We start from the raw sequence: 17,686 nt of genomic DNA, 5'->3' as shown, positions 1-17,686 counted from the left end.
GTCTCGATATCCGCGAGGGTGGCGGTCATTTCACAATACTGACCGTCCTGCCTCCCGCTGCCGCAGCGATACCGGCGATCGGCGGCAAGGGTCAATAGAATGTTTTTTCGTTTATCGGCCCGTTACGTCTAGAATTTTCTTTCTTCGAGCCGATGCGTACAAAAAATGTCTAATTATTACGGTTTTCATAAAAAAATTTCCTACAAGATCGCGATCGTACCGCGATCCTGCGATGAACCATCTCCGAAAGAGATTTTTCGGCTGCCGTCAGATGCCCTCGCCGAAGAACTGGTCCATGGTCAGGGCTGGTTCCTCCGAGCGCGGGATGCGCGAGACCACCCGGGCCGGCACGCCCGCCACGGTGGTGTGGGGCGGCACGTCGTGCAGCACCACCGCGGCGGCGGCGACCTTCGCGCCCTCGCCGACCCGGATGTTGCCGAGCACCTTGGCCCCGACGCTCAGCAGCACCCCGCGCTCGATCTTGGGGTGGCGGTCGCCGCTGTCCTTGCCGTTGCCGCCCAGCGTCACGGATTGCAGGATCGACACGTCGTCGGCGACCACCGTGGTCTCACCGATCACGACGCCGGTGGCGTGGTCGATGAACACCCCCGAGCCGATCCGTGCCGCCGGGTGGATGTCGCAGCCGAACACCTCCGAGATCCGGCTCTGCACGTGGAGGGCCAGCGTCATCCGGCCCTGGTGCCAGAGCCAGTGGGCGACCCGGTAGCCCTCGAGGGCGGCCAGTCCCTTGTAGAACAGGAAAGGATCGAGGTAGCGCCGGCAGGTCGGGTCGCGCTCGCGGATGGCGATCAGGTCGCGCACCGCGTGGGCGCCGGCATGGGGATCCGCCTCGAAGGCGGCGAGGCAGAGGTCGCGCATCGATAGCCGGGCGAGGTCGCCGTCGCCGAGCCGGTGCGCGAGGCGGTAGGCGAGGGCCTGGGCCAGGCTGCGCTGGTCGAGGATCGTCGCCTGGATGATCCCGGCATAGAGCGGCTCCTCGATCAGCGCCGCCTCCGCCTCGGCGCGCAGCTCCGCCCAGACATCGGCCTCTGCCGTGCTGTGGCTCGTCGCGCGTAAGGGAGGCTGACGCAGGGCGGCGGTGCTCACGCGAAGAACCGTCGCCGGTGCGGCCGGGGATGCCAGATCCATGCTGACCAGGTCCAATCCGATGGCATCTCTCACGGGCGTTACTGCACGCGCCGGAAGAGGTCCGGCAGGTAGCGCTGCAGGGTCTCGTGACCGTCGAACTTGACGTCGACGGTGGGAGTGCGGCTGCCCTGGCCATGGATGCCGACGATCCTCCCCTTGGCGTTGCGCCAGATCCCCAAGGCGTCCGCGAGGTCGAGCCGGTCGAACACGACCTCGTCGCCGCGCGTCATCGTCGCTGAAGCCATGACATCATTCTCCAGATGCTCCCGCGGGTGTCCCCGCCTGGCGACCCGACCCTGCGGGCGGGAAGAACTTCCCTCGATTCCGGCGTGAGGGGAGAAGGGTGTAGTCGCGAGTTGGGCGGACGAGAGCATTTGCTTCGCTAATCTGTTGTACTTGCTCGATAATCTACGAAACAACCGCGCGCCGCAAGCCTTGTTCCGCGCTTTCCCTTTCGGTACGCAGCGGGTCGCGTCGCCGGCCGACCGGTGGCGCCCTCGCGTCCCGGGATCGTCATGACTACCCTGCCCAGCGCCTTCGCCGGCGGCCTCCTGATCGGCCTCTCGGCCGCCCTGTTCCTCCTCCTCGACGGCCGCATCGCCGGGATCAGCGGCCTCGTCGCCGGTCTCGCCCGTCCGGCCGGGCCGGCCTGGCGCATCGGCGCCGCCTTCCTCGCCGGGCTCGTCCTCGGGCCGCCGGTCTTCGCGCTCCTCGCGGGCGGCTGGCCGGCGATGCGGATCGAGGCGAGCCTGCCGGTGCTGGCGCTGGCCGGGCTGCTCGTCGGCTTCGGCACGCGGCTCGGCTCGGGCTGCACCTCCGGCCACGGGGTCTGCGGCCTCGCCCGCCTGTCGCCGCGCTCGGCGGTGGCGGTCGTCGCGTTCCTGGCGAGCGGGATGCTGACGGTCGCCGCCGGGCGGGTACTGCCGTGATGCCGGCCTTGCGCCTCGCCGCCGCTGTCCTGTCCGGCCTGCTGTTCGGGGGCGGGCTCGCGCTGTCCGGCATGCTCGACCCAGCCCGGGTGCGCGGCTTCCTCGACGTGACCGGCGCCTGGGACCCGACCCTCGCCTTCGTCCTCGCCGGCGCCGTCACCGCGTCGGGCCTCGGCACGGCGCTGGCGCGCCGCCTGCACCGGCCCGTCCTGGCGGAGCGGTTCGACTGGCCGACCCGGACCCGGATCGATCCGCCCCTGATCCTCGGTGCCGTCCTGTTCGGCATCGGCTGGGGCCTGTCGGGCTTCTGCCCCGGGCCGGCGGTGGCGGCCCTCTCCGGCGGGGCATTGCCGGTCGTCGTGTTCGTCGCCGCAATGCTCGCCGGCATGGCGGCGCATGGAGTCTTGCGCCGTGCGCTGCCGGTGCGATAGCGCGCCCGCACCACGCGATGACGCGCAGGTCCGAGGCGCTGCCCGGCCTCGGACCTGAGCCGGACGACGACGATGCCGGCAGGCGCCTCGCCGATCCGGCCTACCTGTTATCGTTCAGCCCCTTCGCGGTCTGCCGTCTGGCGAGCGCGTCGCGCAGCACCTCCTCGAGGGGAGGGGGGACCGCCTCGCAGACCCGCGGGCGCAGCCGCGTCTCCACCAGGGACAGGTGGGTGGTCATCGCCCGCACCGCCTGCGCCCGGGCGCGCCCGCTGAGCGCCCGGAACACCGCCCGGTGCTCGGCGCACTGGCAGGCGACCGACGAGTCGGGCTCGAAGAACGCCACCAGCATCATCGTGCGGGCGACGAGTTCCTGCATCTGGCGCCGGATCAGCACGTTGCCGGTGAGATCGGCCAGGATGGTATGGAACTCCGCCGAGAGGCGGATCGAGGTGAAGCGGTCGCCCGCCGCCATCGCGGCATCCTCCGCCGCCACGTGGGCGGCGAGCCGCGCTTCGCCGGCCTCGTCGAGCGCCGTCGCGAGGTGCCCGACGATGCCGCCCTCGAGGATGCGCCGCGCCTCGTAGACCGTGCGCGCCTCGCCGAGATCCGGCGCGATCGCGAAGGCGCCGCGGTTCTTCTCGACGGTGATCAGCCGCTCGTGGCCGAGCCGGTGCAGCACCTTGCGCACGCGCTCGCGGCTCACCCCGAAGATCTCGGCGAGGAAGTGCTCGCCGAGCTTCGTCCCGGCCGGAACCCGCCCGTCGAGCAGCACCCGCGCCAGGACGGCGTGGACCGCCGTCTCGTCGAGCATGCCGGCGTGGACCGCCGTCTCGTCGAGCATGCCGGTCTGCGCCGTCTCGCCGTCCGACGGGACGGCACGCACGGCCTTCCGGTCCATCATGTCCCTCCCGGTCCGCATCGGCCCGCCCCGAGATAAGCCCGGACGGTCCGCCGCCCAAGCCCGTTCGCACCGCCTGTCGCTCCAAGATTGTGCACAATTGCGATGACTTTGTGCTTCATTGACGGGGCGGGCAGACGTATCCCTTCGGTGTCATCCGCTCCGTCCGGAGGGTTTCCCGCCATGCCGTCCACCTCTCCCGATCGTCGTTCGGTGCTGCGCGGGGCTGCGGCTCTCGGCGCCCTCGTGGCGGCGCCCGGCATCCTGCGGGCGCAGGCCCGCGAGCTCGTCGTCGGCGGGGCCGCCGGCCACAAGGCCTGGGTCGAGGAGATCGTGGTCCCGGCCTTCGAGCGGAAGCATGGCGCGAAGGTGATCTTCGAGGGCACGCGCTCGCTCGTGAACCTCGAGAAGATGCAGAAGAACCGGGACCGGCCCTACCTGTCGGTGGTCCAGATGGACGATCCGGTGATGATCCTGGCGGTGAAGGAAGGGCTCCTCGATCCGCTGACCCCCGCGCGCGTGCCGAATCTCGGCGCCCTCGTCCCCGGCACCGTCCATATGGACGGGATGTGGGCGAACTACCTGCAGCCCTGGCTTGGCATCGCCTACAACACCGAGGCGATGCGCCAAGCCCCGACCTCCTGGGCCGACCCTTACGACCCCAGGTACAAGGGCCGGATCATCGTCCCCTCGCTGCAGAACACCGAAGGTCTGCCCAACATCTTCGCGGCCGCCGCCCTCGAGACCGGCAAGTCCCTCGATGCGGCGCAGGGTGACGCCGAACCGGGCTTTCGCAAGCTCGCCGCGCTCAAGCCGAACCTGCTCACGGTCTACACGCAGCAGCCCCAGGCCTATAACCTGCTGGAGCAGGGCGAGGCCTGGATGATCTCGTCCGCGATGTCGTCCTACGCCCTCGAGCGCAAGGCCGCCGGCGCCCCGATCGCCCTCGCGGCCCCGAAGGAGGGCGTGTTCGCGATGCCGTCGGGCATCGCGGTGGTGAAGGGTTGTCCGCTTCCCGACCTTGCCTTCGCCTATGTCGACATGCTGCTCGGAGCGGAATTGCAGCAGCGCCTCGTCGGCCCGACCTTCTCGCTACCCACCAACCGCGCGGTTCCGCGTCCGGCGGGCCTGCCCGCCGACCTGGTCGTGCATCAGATCGACTGGGCCAACGTCGCCCGCGAGCGCGACGGCTGGATCAAGCGCTGGGACCGCGAGATGGCGATCTGAGCCGCGCCATGCCTGCCCCAACCCCGTCTGCCCCAACCCCGCCTGCCTCCGCCCCATCCGATCCCGGCTTCCTCACCATCGTGGGGGCCGAGAAGCGCTTCGGCGCGAGCACGGTGCTCGGCGGCGTCGATCTCGCGGTCGCAGGCGGCGAGTTCGTCTCGCTGCTCGGCCCCTCCGGCTGCGGGAAGACGACGCTCCTGCGCATCGTCGCCGGCCTCGTCGCGGCGGATCGCGGCCGGGTCGTCCTCGACGGCCGCGACGTCACCCGCACCCCGCCGCACCGGCGCGACGTCGGAGTGGTGTTTCAGAACTACGCCCTGTTCCCCCATCTCACGGTCGCCGAGAACGTGGCGTTCGGGCTCAAGGCCAAGGGGCATCCCCGCGCCGAGATCCCGGCCGTGGTGGCGCGCTTCCTCGACCTCGTCCAGATGGCGCCCTTCGCCGACCGCCGGGCGCAGGCGCTCTCGGGCGGGCAGCAGCAGCGGGTGGCGGTGGCCCGGGCGCTCGCCGTGCGGCCGAAGCTCCTGCTCCTCGACGAGCCGTTCTCGGCCCTCGACCGCAAGCTCCGGGAGGCGATGCAGATCGACCTCAAGCGCCTGCTGCGCGAGCTCGGCATCACCGCCCTGTTCGTCACCCACGACCAGGACGAGGCCCTGACCATGTCCGACCGGATCGCCGTGATGAACCGCGGCGCGATCGAGCAGCTCGCCGATCCAGTGACGCTCTACCGCCGGCCCGCCACCGCCTTCGCGCTCGGTTTCGTCGGCCTGTCGAGCCGGCTTCACGGCACCGTGCGGGAGGAGGGCGACGGGGTGCTCCGGGTCGAGACGGCGCTCGGGACGGTGCGGGCGCCGGGCCGGTTCCGGCCGGGCAGCCCGGTGCTCCTCGGGGTGCGGCCGGAGCGGATCCGGATCGGAGCGGACGGGCCGAACGCGATCGAGGCCACCCTCGTCGAGGTCGCGTTCCAGGGCGCCCGCGCCCACCTGTTCTTCGCCGGCCCGGACGGGGAGCGAGCCCTGCTGGCGGAGGCCCCCGAGATCCCGGCGGGCGCCAGGCCCGGGGCGCGCCTGCGCCTGTCGTGGGCGATCGAGGACACGCTGGTCTTTCCGGCCGAGCCCGCGCAGCGGGACGCCGCATGAGCGCACCGGCCGCCCCCCTCACCGGCCGGGTCCCGGCCCGCCGGTCGCTCTCCGTCCGGCCGGATCCTGTGGCGCTGCTGGCGCTCCCGGCCTTCGCCTACCTCGCGGCGGCCTATGGCTGGCCGCTGCTGGTCCTGCTCGGGCGCAGCCTCTCGGGCCCGCAGGGGATCAGCCTGACGCCGCTCGCGCAGTTCCTGTCCGATCCGTTCAGCTGGCGGGTCATCGGCAACACGGTGCGGACCGCGCTTCTCGTCACCCTGGTCTGCCTCCTCGCCGGTTACCCGGCGGCGGTCGCCCTGGCGCGGGCCCGCGGCGCGGTGCAGGGGCTCCTGCTCCTGTCCGTCATCCTGCCGCTCTCGGTCGGGGTCGTGGTCAAGGCCTATGCGTGGCAGATCGTGCTGCGCCGGGACGGGGTGGTGTCGGGGCTCCTCGTCGGCCTCGGCATCTGGGACGCGCCGCAGCGGCTGCTGTTCACCGAGACCGGGCTCGTCATCGGCGCCGCCAACGTCTTCCTGCCGTTCATGATCCTGCCGATCTACGCGGTGATCCGCCAGATCGATCCGCGCCTCGCTGAGGCCGCCGCGACCCTGGGGGCGAGCCCCTTGCGCCGCTTCCTCGGCGTGACCCTGCCGCTGACCCTGCCGGGGATCGTCTCCGGCATCGCCTTCGTGTTCTCCCTCGCCGTGTCGATGTACGTCGTGCCGAGCCTCGTCATCGGCGACCGCTTCCAGACCCTCGCGACCCTCACCGGCCGCGCCTTCCTGTTCATGCGCGACGAGCAGCTCGGCTCGACCACCGCGGTGCTTCTGCTGGCCGTCGCGGTCGCGGTCGTGGTGGGATCGACGGCGCTCGCCCGCCGGCTCGGTGGAGGAGGACAGTCATGACCGCGACCGAGCGCACGGCCCTCGCCCTGGTCTGGATTCTGGCGGCGGCCTCCGCCCTCTTCCTGATGGCGCCGCTCGTGGTGACGGTGGCGGTCTCCTTCGGATCGAGCGCGGTCTTCACCCTGCCGCCGCCCTCCTGGTCGACGCGCTGGTACGAGCGGCTCTGGACCTCGCGCGACCTCTGGCCGGCCGTCTGGACCTCGCTGCGCGTAGCGGTCCTGGCGACCGCCCTGGCGCTCGTCCTCGGCACGCTCTGCGCCATCGCGGTGGTACGCGGCCGCTTCCCCGGGCGCGAGGCCCTCGTCACCTTCCTGATCTCGCCCCTGATGCTCCCCGGGCTCGTGGTCGGCATCGCCATGCTGCAGGGTTTTCGCGCCGCGGGCCTGCGCGACGTGGGATTGAGCCTGCTCATCGCCCACGGGGTGATCACGCTACCCTATGTCGTGCGCACCGTCGTGGCGGCGCTGTCGCTGTTCGACTTCACGCTGATCGACGCCGCCCGCACCCTCGGCCTGTCCTACCCGGCGGCCGTCCTGCGGGTGCTGGTGCCGGGCCTGGCGCCGGCCTTCCTGACCTCCGGCCTGTTCGCGTTCCTCGCCTCGATGGACAATTACCCGATCTCGATCTTCTTCACCGACGCCTGGACCAAGACCTTGCCGATCCAGATGCTGCAACTCGTCGAGGAGCGTCCCGATCCCACCGTCGCGGCGGTCTCGACGCTGCTGATCCTGCTCGCCGTCGCGGTGCTGATCCTCGGCGACCGCCTCGTCGGCTTGCGCCGCCTGGCGGAGGTTTAAGCGATGGAGCACGATCGCGATTTCCGCGGCTATGGTGGCCACCCGCCGGCCATCGCCTGGCCCCGCGGCGCCCGCCTCGCCGTCTCGGTCGTCGTCAACGTCGAGGAGGGAGCGGAGCTCTCCCTCGGGATGGGCGACGAGCGCAACGAATCCGTCTACGAGGTGGTGGAGGAGGTCGTCGGGTCCCGCGACCTCTGCATGGAATCGCATTTCGAGTACGGCACCCGGGCCGGCTGGCCGCGCATCCGGGCCTTGCTGTCGGCCTACGGCGTCTCCGCGACTCTCAACGCCAATGGCCGCGCCGTCGCGCTCTCGCCGTGGCTGGCCCGGGAGGCGGCTGCCGACGGGCACGAGGTCGCGGCCCATGGCTGGCGCTGGGAACGCCATGCCGGGATGGGCGAGACCGAGGAGCGGGACACGATCGCCCGGGCGGTCGCGGCGATCCGCGACGCGACCGGGCGCGCACCGGTCGGCTGGCACACCCGCTCGGCGACCTCGGTCAACACCCGCCGGCTGCTCCTGGACCAGGGCGGCTTCCTGTACGACTCGAACGCCTACAATGACGACCTGCCCTACCTCGTCCCGGGGCGTGGGGACCGCCCCCACGTCGTGCTGCCCTACGCCTTCGACACCAACGACATGCGTTTCCAGCGCGGCGGCGGCTTCGTGTTCGGCGACGACTTCGCCCGCTACTGCATCGACGCCTTCGACCGTCTCTACGCTGAGGGGGGGAACGCGCCGCGGATGCTGTCGGTGGGCCTGCACCTGCGCATCATCGGCCGGCCCGGCCGCATCGGCGGGCTCGAGCGCTTTCTCGCCCACGCGGCCGCCCGCGAGGGTACGTGGTTCGCCCGCCGCGACGCCATCGCGGCGCATTGGTTGCGGGAGGCCGCCGGATTCGAGGGGTCGGACGCCGCAGAGGGCTGCGCCTGAGCCTCGCCCCGATCGCGCATCCGCCCTGCCTCGGCACGGGCGAGCGGTCGACGGTTCGGGTCGCGCGCCCGACCCGAAGCCGGCTCAGATCACGTCCTGCACCCGCACCCAGGTCGCTTCGAGGTGTCGCGCGATCACCGCGGCGAGCCGCTCGGCGTCGCGGGCCTCGAGGGCCAGCACCATCTCCTCGTGCTCGGCCACGGCGCCGGCCCATTTCGCCGGCGCATCGCTGCCGACGAAGCGGATCCGGCGCAGCCGCGACTGGATCCCCTCGTGGGTGGCGGCGAGGAACGCGTTGCCCGACAGGGTCGCCAAGCCGGCATGGAAGGCCTGGTTGCGCTTGAAGTATTCGAGCCGGGCGCGGACCGCGTAGTAGCCCATCATCTCGTCGTGCAGCCGGCGTAAGGACGCGATCTCCGCGTCGCTCGCCCGCTGGCAGGCGAGGCGGGCCGCGGTCGTCTCCAGGGCGGCCAGCACGTCCAGCATGTCGCGCACGTCGCGGGGCGTGAGGCGGCGCACCACCGCGCCGCGCCCGGGCACCAGCTCGATCAGGCCCTCGCTCGCCAGGAACTTCAGCGCCTCGCGCAACGGGGTGCGCGAGACCCCGAGGGCCTGCCCGAGCTGACCCTCGTGGATGCGGCTCTCCGGCGCCAGATGGCCCTCGATGATGAGATCGCGAATGCGCCCGACGAGCTCGTCGTGGAGCGTCCGCCGGCTGACCGGCACCACCTGGTCGAGGGTCGACGCCCCCTCGTTGCTCACGTCCATCCCCCGCCTCTCAACCGCCAGCTCTCCTAGCATGGGGGCTCGTCTCCCTGCCACTCGCGACCGGCCAGGGAACAAAGCCACCGTCGCATTGTGGGATCCTATCATCCTGCATACAGCATTCTTGCGTGTAGGGCATCCCGGGTCTATAGGAGGCGCAATCCGAGGAAGCGCCAGGTGTCTCCCATGTCCGACATGCCCGCCGACCCGCTGCGTCCCGTGCTCGCCGTTGCCATCGGCGATCCGGCGGGGATCGGGCCCGAGCTCGCCGCCAAGGTCGCGGCCGATCCGGAGATCCGCTCTGCCGCGCGCCTGGTGATCGTCGGCGATGCCCGGGTGCTGGAGCGCGGCGCGGAGCAGGCCGGCCTGTCCCTCGACGTCGAGGTGCGGCGCGAGGGGGCCGACCTCACGCCCGGCGAGCGCCCGGTGCTGCTCGATCTCGGCCATCTCGACCCCGACGCGATCACCCTCGGCGCGGTGCAGCGGGAGGGCGGCGCCTTCGCGCTGCGCAATTTCCGCGAGGCGATCGGCCTCGCCGCCGCCGGCGTGGCGGGCGCGGTCTGCTTCACGCCGTTCAACAAGGCGGCGATGCGCCTAGCCCACCCGCCCTACGACGACGAGATCGGCTACACCGCCGAGGTGCTGGGCCTGACCGACGTGCCGGCCAAGGAGTTCAACATCCTCGACGGGCTGTGGAACGCCCGCATCACCTCGCACGTGCCGCTCTCGGCGGTGGCTTCGCTCATCACCTACGACGCGGTGCTGGAGGGCCTGCGGCTCACGCACCGCTCGCTGCAGGACAGCGGATTCGCCGCGCCGCGCATCGCGGTGGCGGGTCTCAACCCGCATGCCGGCGACGGGGGCAATTTCGGCCACGAGGACGACGCGATCATCGCCCCCGCCGTCGAGGCCGGCCGGCAGGAGGGCATCGACGCGCAGGGGCCGTTCCCGCCCGACACCGTCTTCCTGCGCGCCACCAAGGGCGCCTTCGACGCAGTGCTGACGATGTACCACGACCAGGGCCAGATCGCCATGAAGCTCATCGGCTTCGACCGCGGCGTGACCCTGCTCGGCGGCTTCCCCTTCCCGATCTGCACCCCCGCCCACGGCTCGGCCTACGACATCGCCGGCCAGGGCATCGCCAATCCGGGCGCCAGCCGAGCGGCTCTCCTGCTCGCGGCCCGGATGGCGGGGAGGGGGACGCTGCGGCAGGCGGCGTGACCGCCCGACCGGCGCTCTCGACAGCCTTCGCACGCTCCGTCGCCATTCCCGGGCCGTGAGCGCCGGCCTCCCCGTCCGGGCCTCGGCCTGCAGGAAGGCGACGGCGCGCATCGTGCCGCGCCCCATCCCGGCCCGGCTGGTGAACCGCTGAGAGTCGTCGCCCGCTCCGGCTTCGAAAGGCCGGGCCGGCGCCGCGCCACCTCGTCCGCCCAGGGGCCGTGAGAGCCCCGGGCGACCCATCGGAGGAGAATGCCATGGACGCCACCATCGCCAGACCCGGCGCGCTCGCGACCGCCGCAGCCACACGGGTGCGCTGGCGCATCTTCGCGGTCGTGTTCGCGCTCGTCGTCATCAACCTCATCGACCGGACCGCCCTGTCGATCGCGATGCCGACCATCGCCCGCGAATTCGACCTCTCGCCGACGATGCAGGGTGTGATCCTCTCGTCCTTCTTCTGGACCTACGCGCTGCTGCAGGTGCCGGGCGGGTGGCTCATCGACCGCTACGGCCCGCGCCGCCTGATGGCGGGGGCTACCATCGCCTGGGGGCTGTTCCAGTCCCTCGCGGCCTTCGCGACGGGCGGGCTCTCGCTCCTCCTGACCCGGCTCGGCCTCGGCGCGGCGGAAGCCCCGCTGTTTCCCGCTGGCGCCAAGCTGAACGCGATCTGGCTGTCGCCGCAGGAGCGGGGCCGGGGCGCGGTGCTGATGGATTCGGGCTCGCCGCTCGGGGCTGCCTTCGGCGGCGTCATCATCTCGTTCCTGATCCTCGCCCTCGATTCGTGGCGCCTCGCCTTCCTGGCCGCCGGCCTCGGCACCATCGCGCTCGGGGCGCTCGCCTGGCGCACCCTGCGCGACGATCCCGCGACGCACCCGCAGGTCAACGCCGCCGAGCTCGCCGCCATCCGGGCCGTTCCGGATGGCCAGCGCGACGCTGCCGAGGCGCCGCCCCGGATCGCGGCCCGCTCGCTCGCTGGCCTGATGCTCGGCCGGATGGCCTGGGCGATGATCAATTTCGGCCTGCTGACCTGGGGCCCGAGCTACCTCGCCCAGGCCCGCGGCTTCGACCTGAAGCAGATGGGCTCGGCGACCTTCGTGATCTTCCTCGCCGGCATGACCGGCTCGCTGTTCGCCGGCTTCACCGCCGATGCCCTGTTCTCCCGCGGCTGGTCGCGGGCGACGGTCTATCGCGGCATGCTGGGCTTCTCAGGCATCGCCATCTTCGCGACCTTCGTGGCCCTGCCGCAGGTCGCGAACCCCGTCGGCGCGGTAGCCCTGCTCTCCGTGACCCTGTTCTTCCTCTACTGGGGCAGCCTCTACTGGAGCCTGCCGCCGCTCCTGGCCCCCAAGGACAAGGTCGGGCTCGTCGGCGGAATCATGAACTTCGCGGGCTCGGCCAGCGGCATCGCGGTGCCGATCTTGACGGGGCTGATCCTGCAGGCCACCGGCGCCTACCTCGCGGTGCTGATGTTCTTCGCGGTCTGCGCCCTCGTCTACGTCGCCGGCACGATGCTGATCGCCTACCCGGCGTCACGGGTCTGAAGGAGGCGCCGATGTCCCGCTACGACGGCCCGATCCTCGACGCCCACCAGCATTTCTGGGAGCCCGACCGCAACCCGCATCCCTGGCTCGCGCCCGGCGTGCGGATCCCGTTCCGCTACGGGGACTACGAGGCGATCAAGCGGCGCTATCTGCCGGACGATTACCGCCGCGACGCCGGCCCGCACGACATCGTCGCCAGCGTCTACGTGGAGACCGAGTGGAACCCGGGCGACCCGCTCGGCGAGACCGCCTACGCCGCGGGGCTCGCAGTCGAGTGGGGCCTGCCCAACGCGATCGTGGCGCAGGCCTGGCTCGACCGCGACGACGTCGCGGCGGTGCTGGCGGGGCAGGCGGCCTGCCCGCTGGTGCGCAGCGTGCGCCACAAGCCGGGCGAGCCGGGATCGCCCGACGAGGTCGGGCGGTGCCGGACCCTGATGTCGGACGAGCGCTGGCGGGCCGGCTACGCGCTCCTGCGCGGTCACGGCCTGCGCTTCGACCTGCAGACGCCGTGGTGGAACCTCGACGAGGCCGTCGATCTCGCTCTCGACTTCCCCGACACCACGATCATCCTCAACCACGCCGGCCTGCCCTCGCGCCGCGATCCCGACAGCCTCGAGCTCTGGCGCGGTGCGATGGCCCGCTTCGCAGCTTGCCCGAACGTCGCCGTCAAGGCCTCGGGCCTCGGCCAGCCGGGCCAGGCCTGGGCGCCGGAGCTGAACGGGCCAGTGGTGCGGACCCTGGTCGACCTGTTCGGGGCGGACCGGGTGATGTTCGGCTCGAACTTTCCGGTCGACAGCCTGTGCGCGGACCTCGCCCCGATGATCGACGGCTTCAAGACCATCGTCGCACCTCTGGGTCCTTCGGAGCAGGAGGCGTTCTTCATCGGCACGGCGCGGCGGGTGTACGGCATCGCGGCGCCCGAGCGCTGACGCCTCGGACGCGGCTCACGACCCACACCGTCGCGATCCTGGACCGAGCATCTCGACGTCTGCTGCCCCATGCCCGTCCGGTCGCCGACCGAGAGCGGGGGCGATCACGGCACCGTCCGGCTGCTCGAGCGGAAGACTTCGTCGACGATCCGTCTCGGCCAGCTCAGGCGCAGCGCGGATCGAACGAGGGATAGCGGCTCACCGCAAGTCTCGGGGGCGACCTGCCGTCTCACGGCGGGGGGATCGGTGCCGTGCGCTTGACGAGGGCGGTCAAGGCCTGCTCGGCCGCCTCGATGTTCTCCGATGTCGGTTGATGAGCGCGAGATCGATCAGGTGCTCCGCCCGAACCCACAGATCCGGAGCCGAAAGGCGGCACTTCTGCAATGCTATATTTCTGTGCATGTCATCATAGGCGTCGATGACGGACTCGATTCGTTGCACGCCATCTTCGGGACGATCCGGATCACACCAAACGACCGGAACCCGGCTGACGCGGAAGTTCTGCATCTACGCCTCCAGGTTGCACCTTGATAACAACCTGTGTTTGATTTATCGCTTAAGTGCAGCTTCATGTATCTGGATGGCGCAGTTAGTAAATAGTTTTGGAGCTCTTATGCCGCCGTAATGGCTCCCGGGAACTGGCAGGGTGATCTATGGAAACATGTGTTATAGAGTAAAAAACTCATCACGAGTCTACATATTTCACGGCAAATCCATGAAACAGGCGATAAAACTAGCCGACAAAATTTGCCACATAGCTGTCTCGACATATAGATGACGATTTTCATGAGTTATATGGATTTTTATTGCGAATTTTAAACTAAAAATTTGTCAATCTCAGACGATAAACCCGCCGATAGATGTGAAACTCAGCCACATGACTCGCCCTCCGGTTGAAACTTGGCTTCGGGCAATCCGATTTGACTGACGCCCTGCCACGATCGCCGTCCGCACCCTCATCAACCTCCTGATGCTGACGGCACCCCCTGTTCATGCTGCAGGTCTACAACCGGGTCCTGCCGAGCCGCAGCATCGTCACCCTGATCGGGCTCGCCGGGAGCGCCTTGACCCTGTTCGTGATCCAGGCGGTGCTCGAGCTCCTGCGGGCCCGCATCCTGGCCCGGTTCGGCCGCCTGACCGCCGAGCGGCTCGGCACGTGCCTGATCCGGCAGGGCTTTCTCGCCGGGCCGGCCGTCCCGACCCTCTTCGATCTGCCCTGGATGCCGGTCTACGTCGCCGTCTGCGCGCTGTTCCATCCCTGGATCGCCGCCGCGGTCCGCCTCGGCGCCGGCCTGCTCGCGCTCCTCGGCCTCGTCACCGGCTGGGCCTCCGCCGGGCCGGGGCGGGACACTGATTGCCAAACCTGACAGTTCGGTGCTTCATCTCGATGCGTTCCGGAGGCGGCATGAGGGGCGCAATCGCAGCCCCGTCGACCGGTCTCGTCGTCTCCACGCTGTTCCCCGCGCTCGCCCAGGCGCTGCCCGTCGTGCCCGCGCCTGGACCCCTGATCTCGAGGAGGAGCCGATGGCGGAAGTCCTGATCGTCGGAGCCGGCCCGGTCGGTCTGACGGTTGCCTGCGAGCTGGCCCGGCACGGGGTGCGCTGCCGGATCATCGACCGCGCGCCGCAGGCCTCGACCACGTGCCGCGCCATCGGCGTCACGCCGCGGACACTGGAGATCTGGGACGACATGGGCGTCGCCCGGGAGATGATCGACGCCGGCCTGTGGCTCACGGGCCTGCGCTCCATCGTCCACGGTCGGCCGACGGTCGACGCACCAGAATCCGACAAGGGCCTGCCCGACATGAGCCCGCCCGACATGGGCCTGCCCTACGCGTCGCTCGGCCTGCCGCAAGACGAGACGGAGCGTGTCCTCACCCGGCATCTCGCCCGCTTCGGCATCGCGATCGAGCGGGGCGCGGTCCTCTCCGCCCTGCGCCAGGATGCCGAGGAAGACGCTGCGGGCGTCACTGCACGCATCGCGCGCGCCGATGGATCCGCGGAGGAGGTCCGCCTGGCCTACGTGGTCGGCTGCGACGGGGCGCACAGCGCAGTCCGGCGGCTCCTCGGGATCGCCTTCGAGGGAGAGGCCTATCCCTGGCCGTTCATGCTCGGCGACGTCCGGATCGACTGGGACCTGCCCTATGGCCGTGCGTTGCGCGCCCTGCGGATGGTGGACGGCGGCCCGCCCGACATGTTCATCGCCATCCCGCTGCCGGAGCCGGGCCGCTACCGCGTCTCGATGCTCGCCCCGGCTCGTCTGGCGGCTTGGTCCGGTACCGATCATGGCATCCAGGCCGAGATCCAGGGGCCCTCGCTCGCCGATCTCCAGGCGGTAGCCGACGATCTGCTGCCGGCGAGGGCGCCGCTGTCGGAGCTGCGCTGGTCCTCCGTCTACCGCATCAGCATGCGCCTGGCCGCCTCCTACCGCGAGGGCCGCTGCTTCATCGCGGGCGACGCCGCCCACATCCACCCGCCGACCGGCGGGCAGGGCATGAATACTGGCATCCAGGATGCCTACAACCTGGCCTGGAAGCTCGCGCTTGTCCTGCGCGGCGTGAGCCCCGCGAGCCTTCTCGACAGCTACGAGGCGGAGCGCCGCCCGGTCGGGGCCGACGTGGTCGCGCGGACCCGCAAGGCGAGCGAGAGCTACGGCCGCGAGCGGGGCGGTGCACCCGACCGGGCCGCCGATGCGCAGGTCACGATCTCCTATCGAGGGACGGGCTTCGTCGACGACGCGGCGGGCGGTGCCGGCCCCGCGGCCGGGGACCGCGCGCCGGACGCGAACGGTCTCGTGCGGCAGGGTCTCGGCTTCCCGCTGCGCCTTTTCGACGTCCTGCGCGGCACGGAGCACGTCCTGATCGTCCACCTGACCCGAGCTCTGGAGCGCGAGACGGTGCAGGACCTCTCGCGCTGGATGCAGCGCCGGCCGCATCTGCTGTGTGGCCATTTGCGCGTCGTCGTCGTCGCGAGCGACGTGGCCGGCCATGCACTTCCGGGAGCGGAGCTTCTCGAAGACAGAGCGGGGTCGTTCGCCGAGGCCTATGGACGACGGGAGATGAGTTACCTCGTCCGACCCGACGGTCATCTCGGCTGGCGTGGCCGCTCCTGGCGGGAGGCCGGCCTTCAAGATCATCTCCGGAGGTTGTTCCCGGCCGCCTGAGGCGCCTTCCGCGGAGGCGGACGATCGGTCGGCCAGCCGAGCCCGGACGAAGCTCCCGGGCACCCGACATGCAACACCCGCGCAGCGCGAGAGGAGGCCACATGACGGAGATTCTCATCGTCGGCGCCGGGCCGGTCGGCCTGACGATGGCCGCCGAGCTCGCCCGCTACGGGGTCGCGGTCCGCCTGATCGACCGCTCCCCGCACGCCACCGAGACCTCGAAGGCGCTCGTCGTCTGGTCGCGCACGCTCGAACTCATGGACCGCATGGGCTGCACCCAGGCCTTCCTGGATGCCGGGCTGCGTGCCCCCGGCGCCTCGATTCGCAGCGGCGGACAGGTTCTCGGCGCTCCGCGCTTCGCGGACATCGCGAGCGCCTACAACTTCGCCCTGATGATCCCGCAGCGGGACACCGAGCGCCTCCTCGCCGCGCATCTGCGATCCTTCGGCGTCGCGGTCGAGAGGCAGGTGGAGCTGATCGGATTCACCGAGGCGGCGGACGGCATCGCGGCGCGGCTGAGGCACGTCGACGGACGCGAGGAGATCGTGCGGACGCCGTGGCTGATCGGCTGCGACGGGGCCCACAGCGCGGTGCGGCACGGGCTCGGGCTCGCCTTCGAGGGGTCGGCCCAGGGCGACGACTGGCTCCTCGCCGATGTGCGCCTCGACGGTGCGGGGACGCCGCCGCCGGACGAGATCGCGACCTACCTGCACCGCGACGGTCCCTTCGTGATCTTCCCGATCCCGGGCCGGCGCGCCCGCGTCGTCGCCACGGTCGGCAGGACGGATGCGATGCACGAGCGGCCCGATCCCACCCTCGACGACGTGCAGGCCCTCGTCGACCGGCGTGCCGGCGGCGGGTTCCGCGTGTCCGATCCGGTCTGGCTGACGCATTTCCGCATCAACGAGCGCAAGGTCGCCGAGTACCGGCGCGGGCGCGTCTTTCTCGCCGGCGACGCGGCGCACATCCACAGCCCCGCCGGCGGCCAGGGCATGAATACCGGCATGCAGGACGCGGTGAACCTCGCCTGGAAGCTGGCGATGGTGGTCCGGGGCGAGGCCGGCGCGCCCCTGCTCGACAGCTACAGCCCGGAGCGGAGCGCGGTCGGGGACCTGGTGCTGCGCAATGCCGGCCGGCTCACCGACATGGCGACGCTGTCGAACCCGGCCGCGCAGGCCGCGCGCAACCTCGCGCTCCGCTTCCTGCTCGGCCTCCACGCCGTGCGCGACCGGATGGCGACGACGATGAGCGAGATCGAGATCGCCTATGCCGGCAGCCCGCTCTCCCGGGGCCCGGAGGCCGGCGAGCGGTGGGATCCGCACGCCGATGCAGGCCCGCCGCCGGGTAGCGGGCCTGCGCCGCGCTTCGTGCTCTACGCCGCCGACATGACCCGCGGAGCCGCGCTTGCGGCCCGGTTCCCCACGCTGCTGGAGCCCGATCCGCGCAGGCCGCCGGATGGCCGGTTCCTCGTCATCGTCCGGCCGGACGGCTACGTCGGCTTGTCGGCCGCGAGGTGGGACGAGGCGGAGCGCTACCTGCAGGCACTCGCACCGAAGCCCGGCTGATACCGCCGCGCCTTCGAACGGACGCGTTCGAAGGTGCCAGGCAAGCCCGAACGGGCGCCGGCGCCGATGCGCCGGTCGCCTTCGCATCGACACGGCGATGCGAAGGTGCGAGGGTATGA

General features: G+C 71.0%; 17 protein-coding genes. 13 read left to right on the top strand and 4 right to left on the bottom strand.

Features of this window, described 5'->3' with window-relative positions:
- Positions 1-267: 267 nt before the first annotated feature.
- Positions 268-1,149, bottom strand: a complete 882-nt coding sequence (gene cysE, locus MFF64_RS23245) for a serine O-acetyltransferase (protein WP_099900801.1) — start codon at positions 1,147-1,149, stop codon at positions 268-270.
- A gap of 38 nt (positions 1,150-1,187) precedes the next feature.
- On the bottom strand, positions 1,188-1,394 hold the full coding sequence (locus MFF64_RS23240) for a hypothetical protein (RefSeq protein ID WP_238192549.1): 207 nt from the start codon (positions 1,392-1,394) through the stop codon (positions 1,188-1,190).
- Between the two features lie 270 nt (positions 1,395-1,664).
- Between MFF64_RS23240 and MFF64_RS23235 the strand changes: the two genes are divergently transcribed.
- Positions 1,665-2,078, top strand: coding sequence for a YeeE/YedE family protein (locus MFF64_RS23235; protein WP_099902021.1), 414 nt, complete (start codon positions 1,665-1,667; stop codon positions 2,076-2,078).
- Positions 2,078-2,509, top strand: a complete 432-nt coding sequence (locus MFF64_RS23230; RefSeq protein ID WP_099902018.1) for a YeeE/YedE family protein — start codon at positions 2,078-2,080, stop codon at positions 2,507-2,509. The genes MFF64_RS23235 and MFF64_RS23230 overlap by 1 nt, the downstream gene beginning before the upstream one ends.
- Before the next feature lie 100 nt (positions 2,510-2,609).
- Here the strand turns inward: MFF64_RS23230 and MFF64_RS23225 are convergent, their stop codons facing one another.
- The gene (locus MFF64_RS23225; RefSeq protein WP_238192548.1) at positions 2,610-3,410 is read right to left on the bottom strand and encodes a GntR family transcriptional regulator; all 801 of its coding nucleotides are present in this window, start codon (positions 3,408-3,410) and stop codon (positions 2,610-2,612) included.
- A gap of 180 nt (positions 3,411-3,590) precedes the next feature.
- Between MFF64_RS23225 and MFF64_RS23220 the strand changes: the two genes are divergently transcribed.
- The 5 genes from MFF64_RS23220 to MFF64_RS23200 are packed head-to-tail and all read left to right on the top strand — an operon-like array spanning position 3,591 to position 8,387.
- Entirely contained in the window at positions 3,591-4,634 is a 1,044-nt protein-coding gene (locus MFF64_RS23220; protein WP_238192547.1) for an extracellular solute-binding protein, read from the top strand.
- Positions 4,635-4,642: 8 nt separating this feature from the next.
- Entirely contained in the window at positions 4,643-5,773 is a 1,131-nt protein-coding gene (locus MFF64_RS23215; RefSeq protein WP_099900473.1) for an ABC transporter ATP-binding protein, read from the top strand.
- Positions 5,770-6,657, top strand: a complete 888-nt coding sequence (locus MFF64_RS23210; RefSeq protein WP_238192546.1) for an ABC transporter permease — start codon at positions 5,770-5,772, stop codon at positions 6,655-6,657. Before MFF64_RS23215 ends, MFF64_RS23210 begins: the two co-directional genes overlap by 4 nt.
- On the top strand, positions 6,654-7,454 hold the full coding sequence (locus MFF64_RS23205; RefSeq protein ID WP_238192545.1) for an ABC transporter permease: 801 nt from the start codon (positions 6,654-6,656) through the stop codon (positions 7,452-7,454). The genes MFF64_RS23210 and MFF64_RS23205 overlap by 4 nt, the downstream gene beginning before the upstream one ends.
- 3 nt (positions 7,455-7,457) lie before the next feature.
- Positions 7,458-8,387: a polysaccharide deacetylase family protein gene (locus tag MFF64_RS23200; RefSeq protein WP_238192544.1), complete on the top strand. Its 930-nt coding sequence runs from the start codon at positions 7,458-7,460 to the stop codon at positions 8,385-8,387.
- Between the two features lie 84 nt (positions 8,388-8,471).
- Here the strand turns inward: MFF64_RS23200 and MFF64_RS23195 are convergent, their stop codons facing one another.
- Positions 8,472-9,155 (bottom strand): GntR family transcriptional regulator, encoded by a 684-nt coding sequence (locus tag MFF64_RS23195; RefSeq protein ID WP_238192543.1) that lies wholly within the window; start codon positions 9,153-9,155, stop codon positions 8,472-8,474.
- 183 nt (positions 9,156-9,338) lie between these two features.
- On the opposite strand from MFF64_RS23195, the gene MFF64_RS23190 reads away from it, so the two are divergent.
- From MFF64_RS23190 to MFF64_RS23165, 6 genes are all read left to right on the top strand, one after another.
- Positions 9,339-10,373, top strand: a complete 1,035-nt coding sequence (locus MFF64_RS23190; RefSeq protein ID WP_207767884.1) for a 4-hydroxythreonine-4-phosphate dehydrogenase PdxA — start codon at positions 9,339-9,341, stop codon at positions 10,371-10,373.
- Between the two features lie 254 nt (positions 10,374-10,627).
- Positions 10,628-11,911, top strand: coding sequence for an MFS transporter (locus MFF64_RS23185; protein ID WP_207767885.1), 1,284 nt, complete (start codon positions 10,628-10,630; stop codon positions 11,909-11,911).
- Between the two features lie 11 nt (positions 11,912-11,922).
- A complete protein-coding gene (locus MFF64_RS23180; RefSeq protein WP_099900187.1) occupies positions 11,923-12,840 on the top strand; it encodes an amidohydrolase family protein in 918 nt (305 codons plus the stop codon).
- A 992-nt stretch (positions 12,841-13,832) separates the two neighbouring features.
- Positions 13,833-14,207, top strand: a complete 375-nt coding sequence (locus tag MFF64_RS23175) for a hypothetical protein (RefSeq protein WP_238192542.1) — start codon at positions 13,833-13,835, stop codon at positions 14,205-14,207.
- A 157-nt stretch (positions 14,208-14,364) separates the two neighbouring features.
- A complete protein-coding gene (locus tag MFF64_RS23170; RefSeq protein ID WP_238192541.1) occupies positions 14,365-16,002 on the top strand; it encodes an FAD-dependent monooxygenase in 1,638 nt (545 codons plus the stop codon).
- Positions 16,003-16,103: 101 nt separating this feature from the next.
- Positions 16,104-17,567 carry an FAD-dependent monooxygenase gene (locus MFF64_RS23165; protein WP_238192540.1) on the top strand — a complete coding sequence of 488 codons (1,464 nt, stop codon included), beginning with the start codon at positions 16,104-16,106 and terminating at the stop codon, positions 17,565-17,567.
- Positions 17,568-17,686 lie beyond the last annotated feature (119 nt).

This window comes from Methylobacterium frigidaeris (assembly GCF_022179185.1).
Taxonomy (GTDB): Bacteria; Pseudomonadota; Alphaproteobacteria; order Rhizobiales; family Beijerinckiaceae; genus Methylobacterium; species Methylobacterium frigidaeris.
This window is presented reverse-complemented; position numbering and strand designations above follow the sequence as displayed.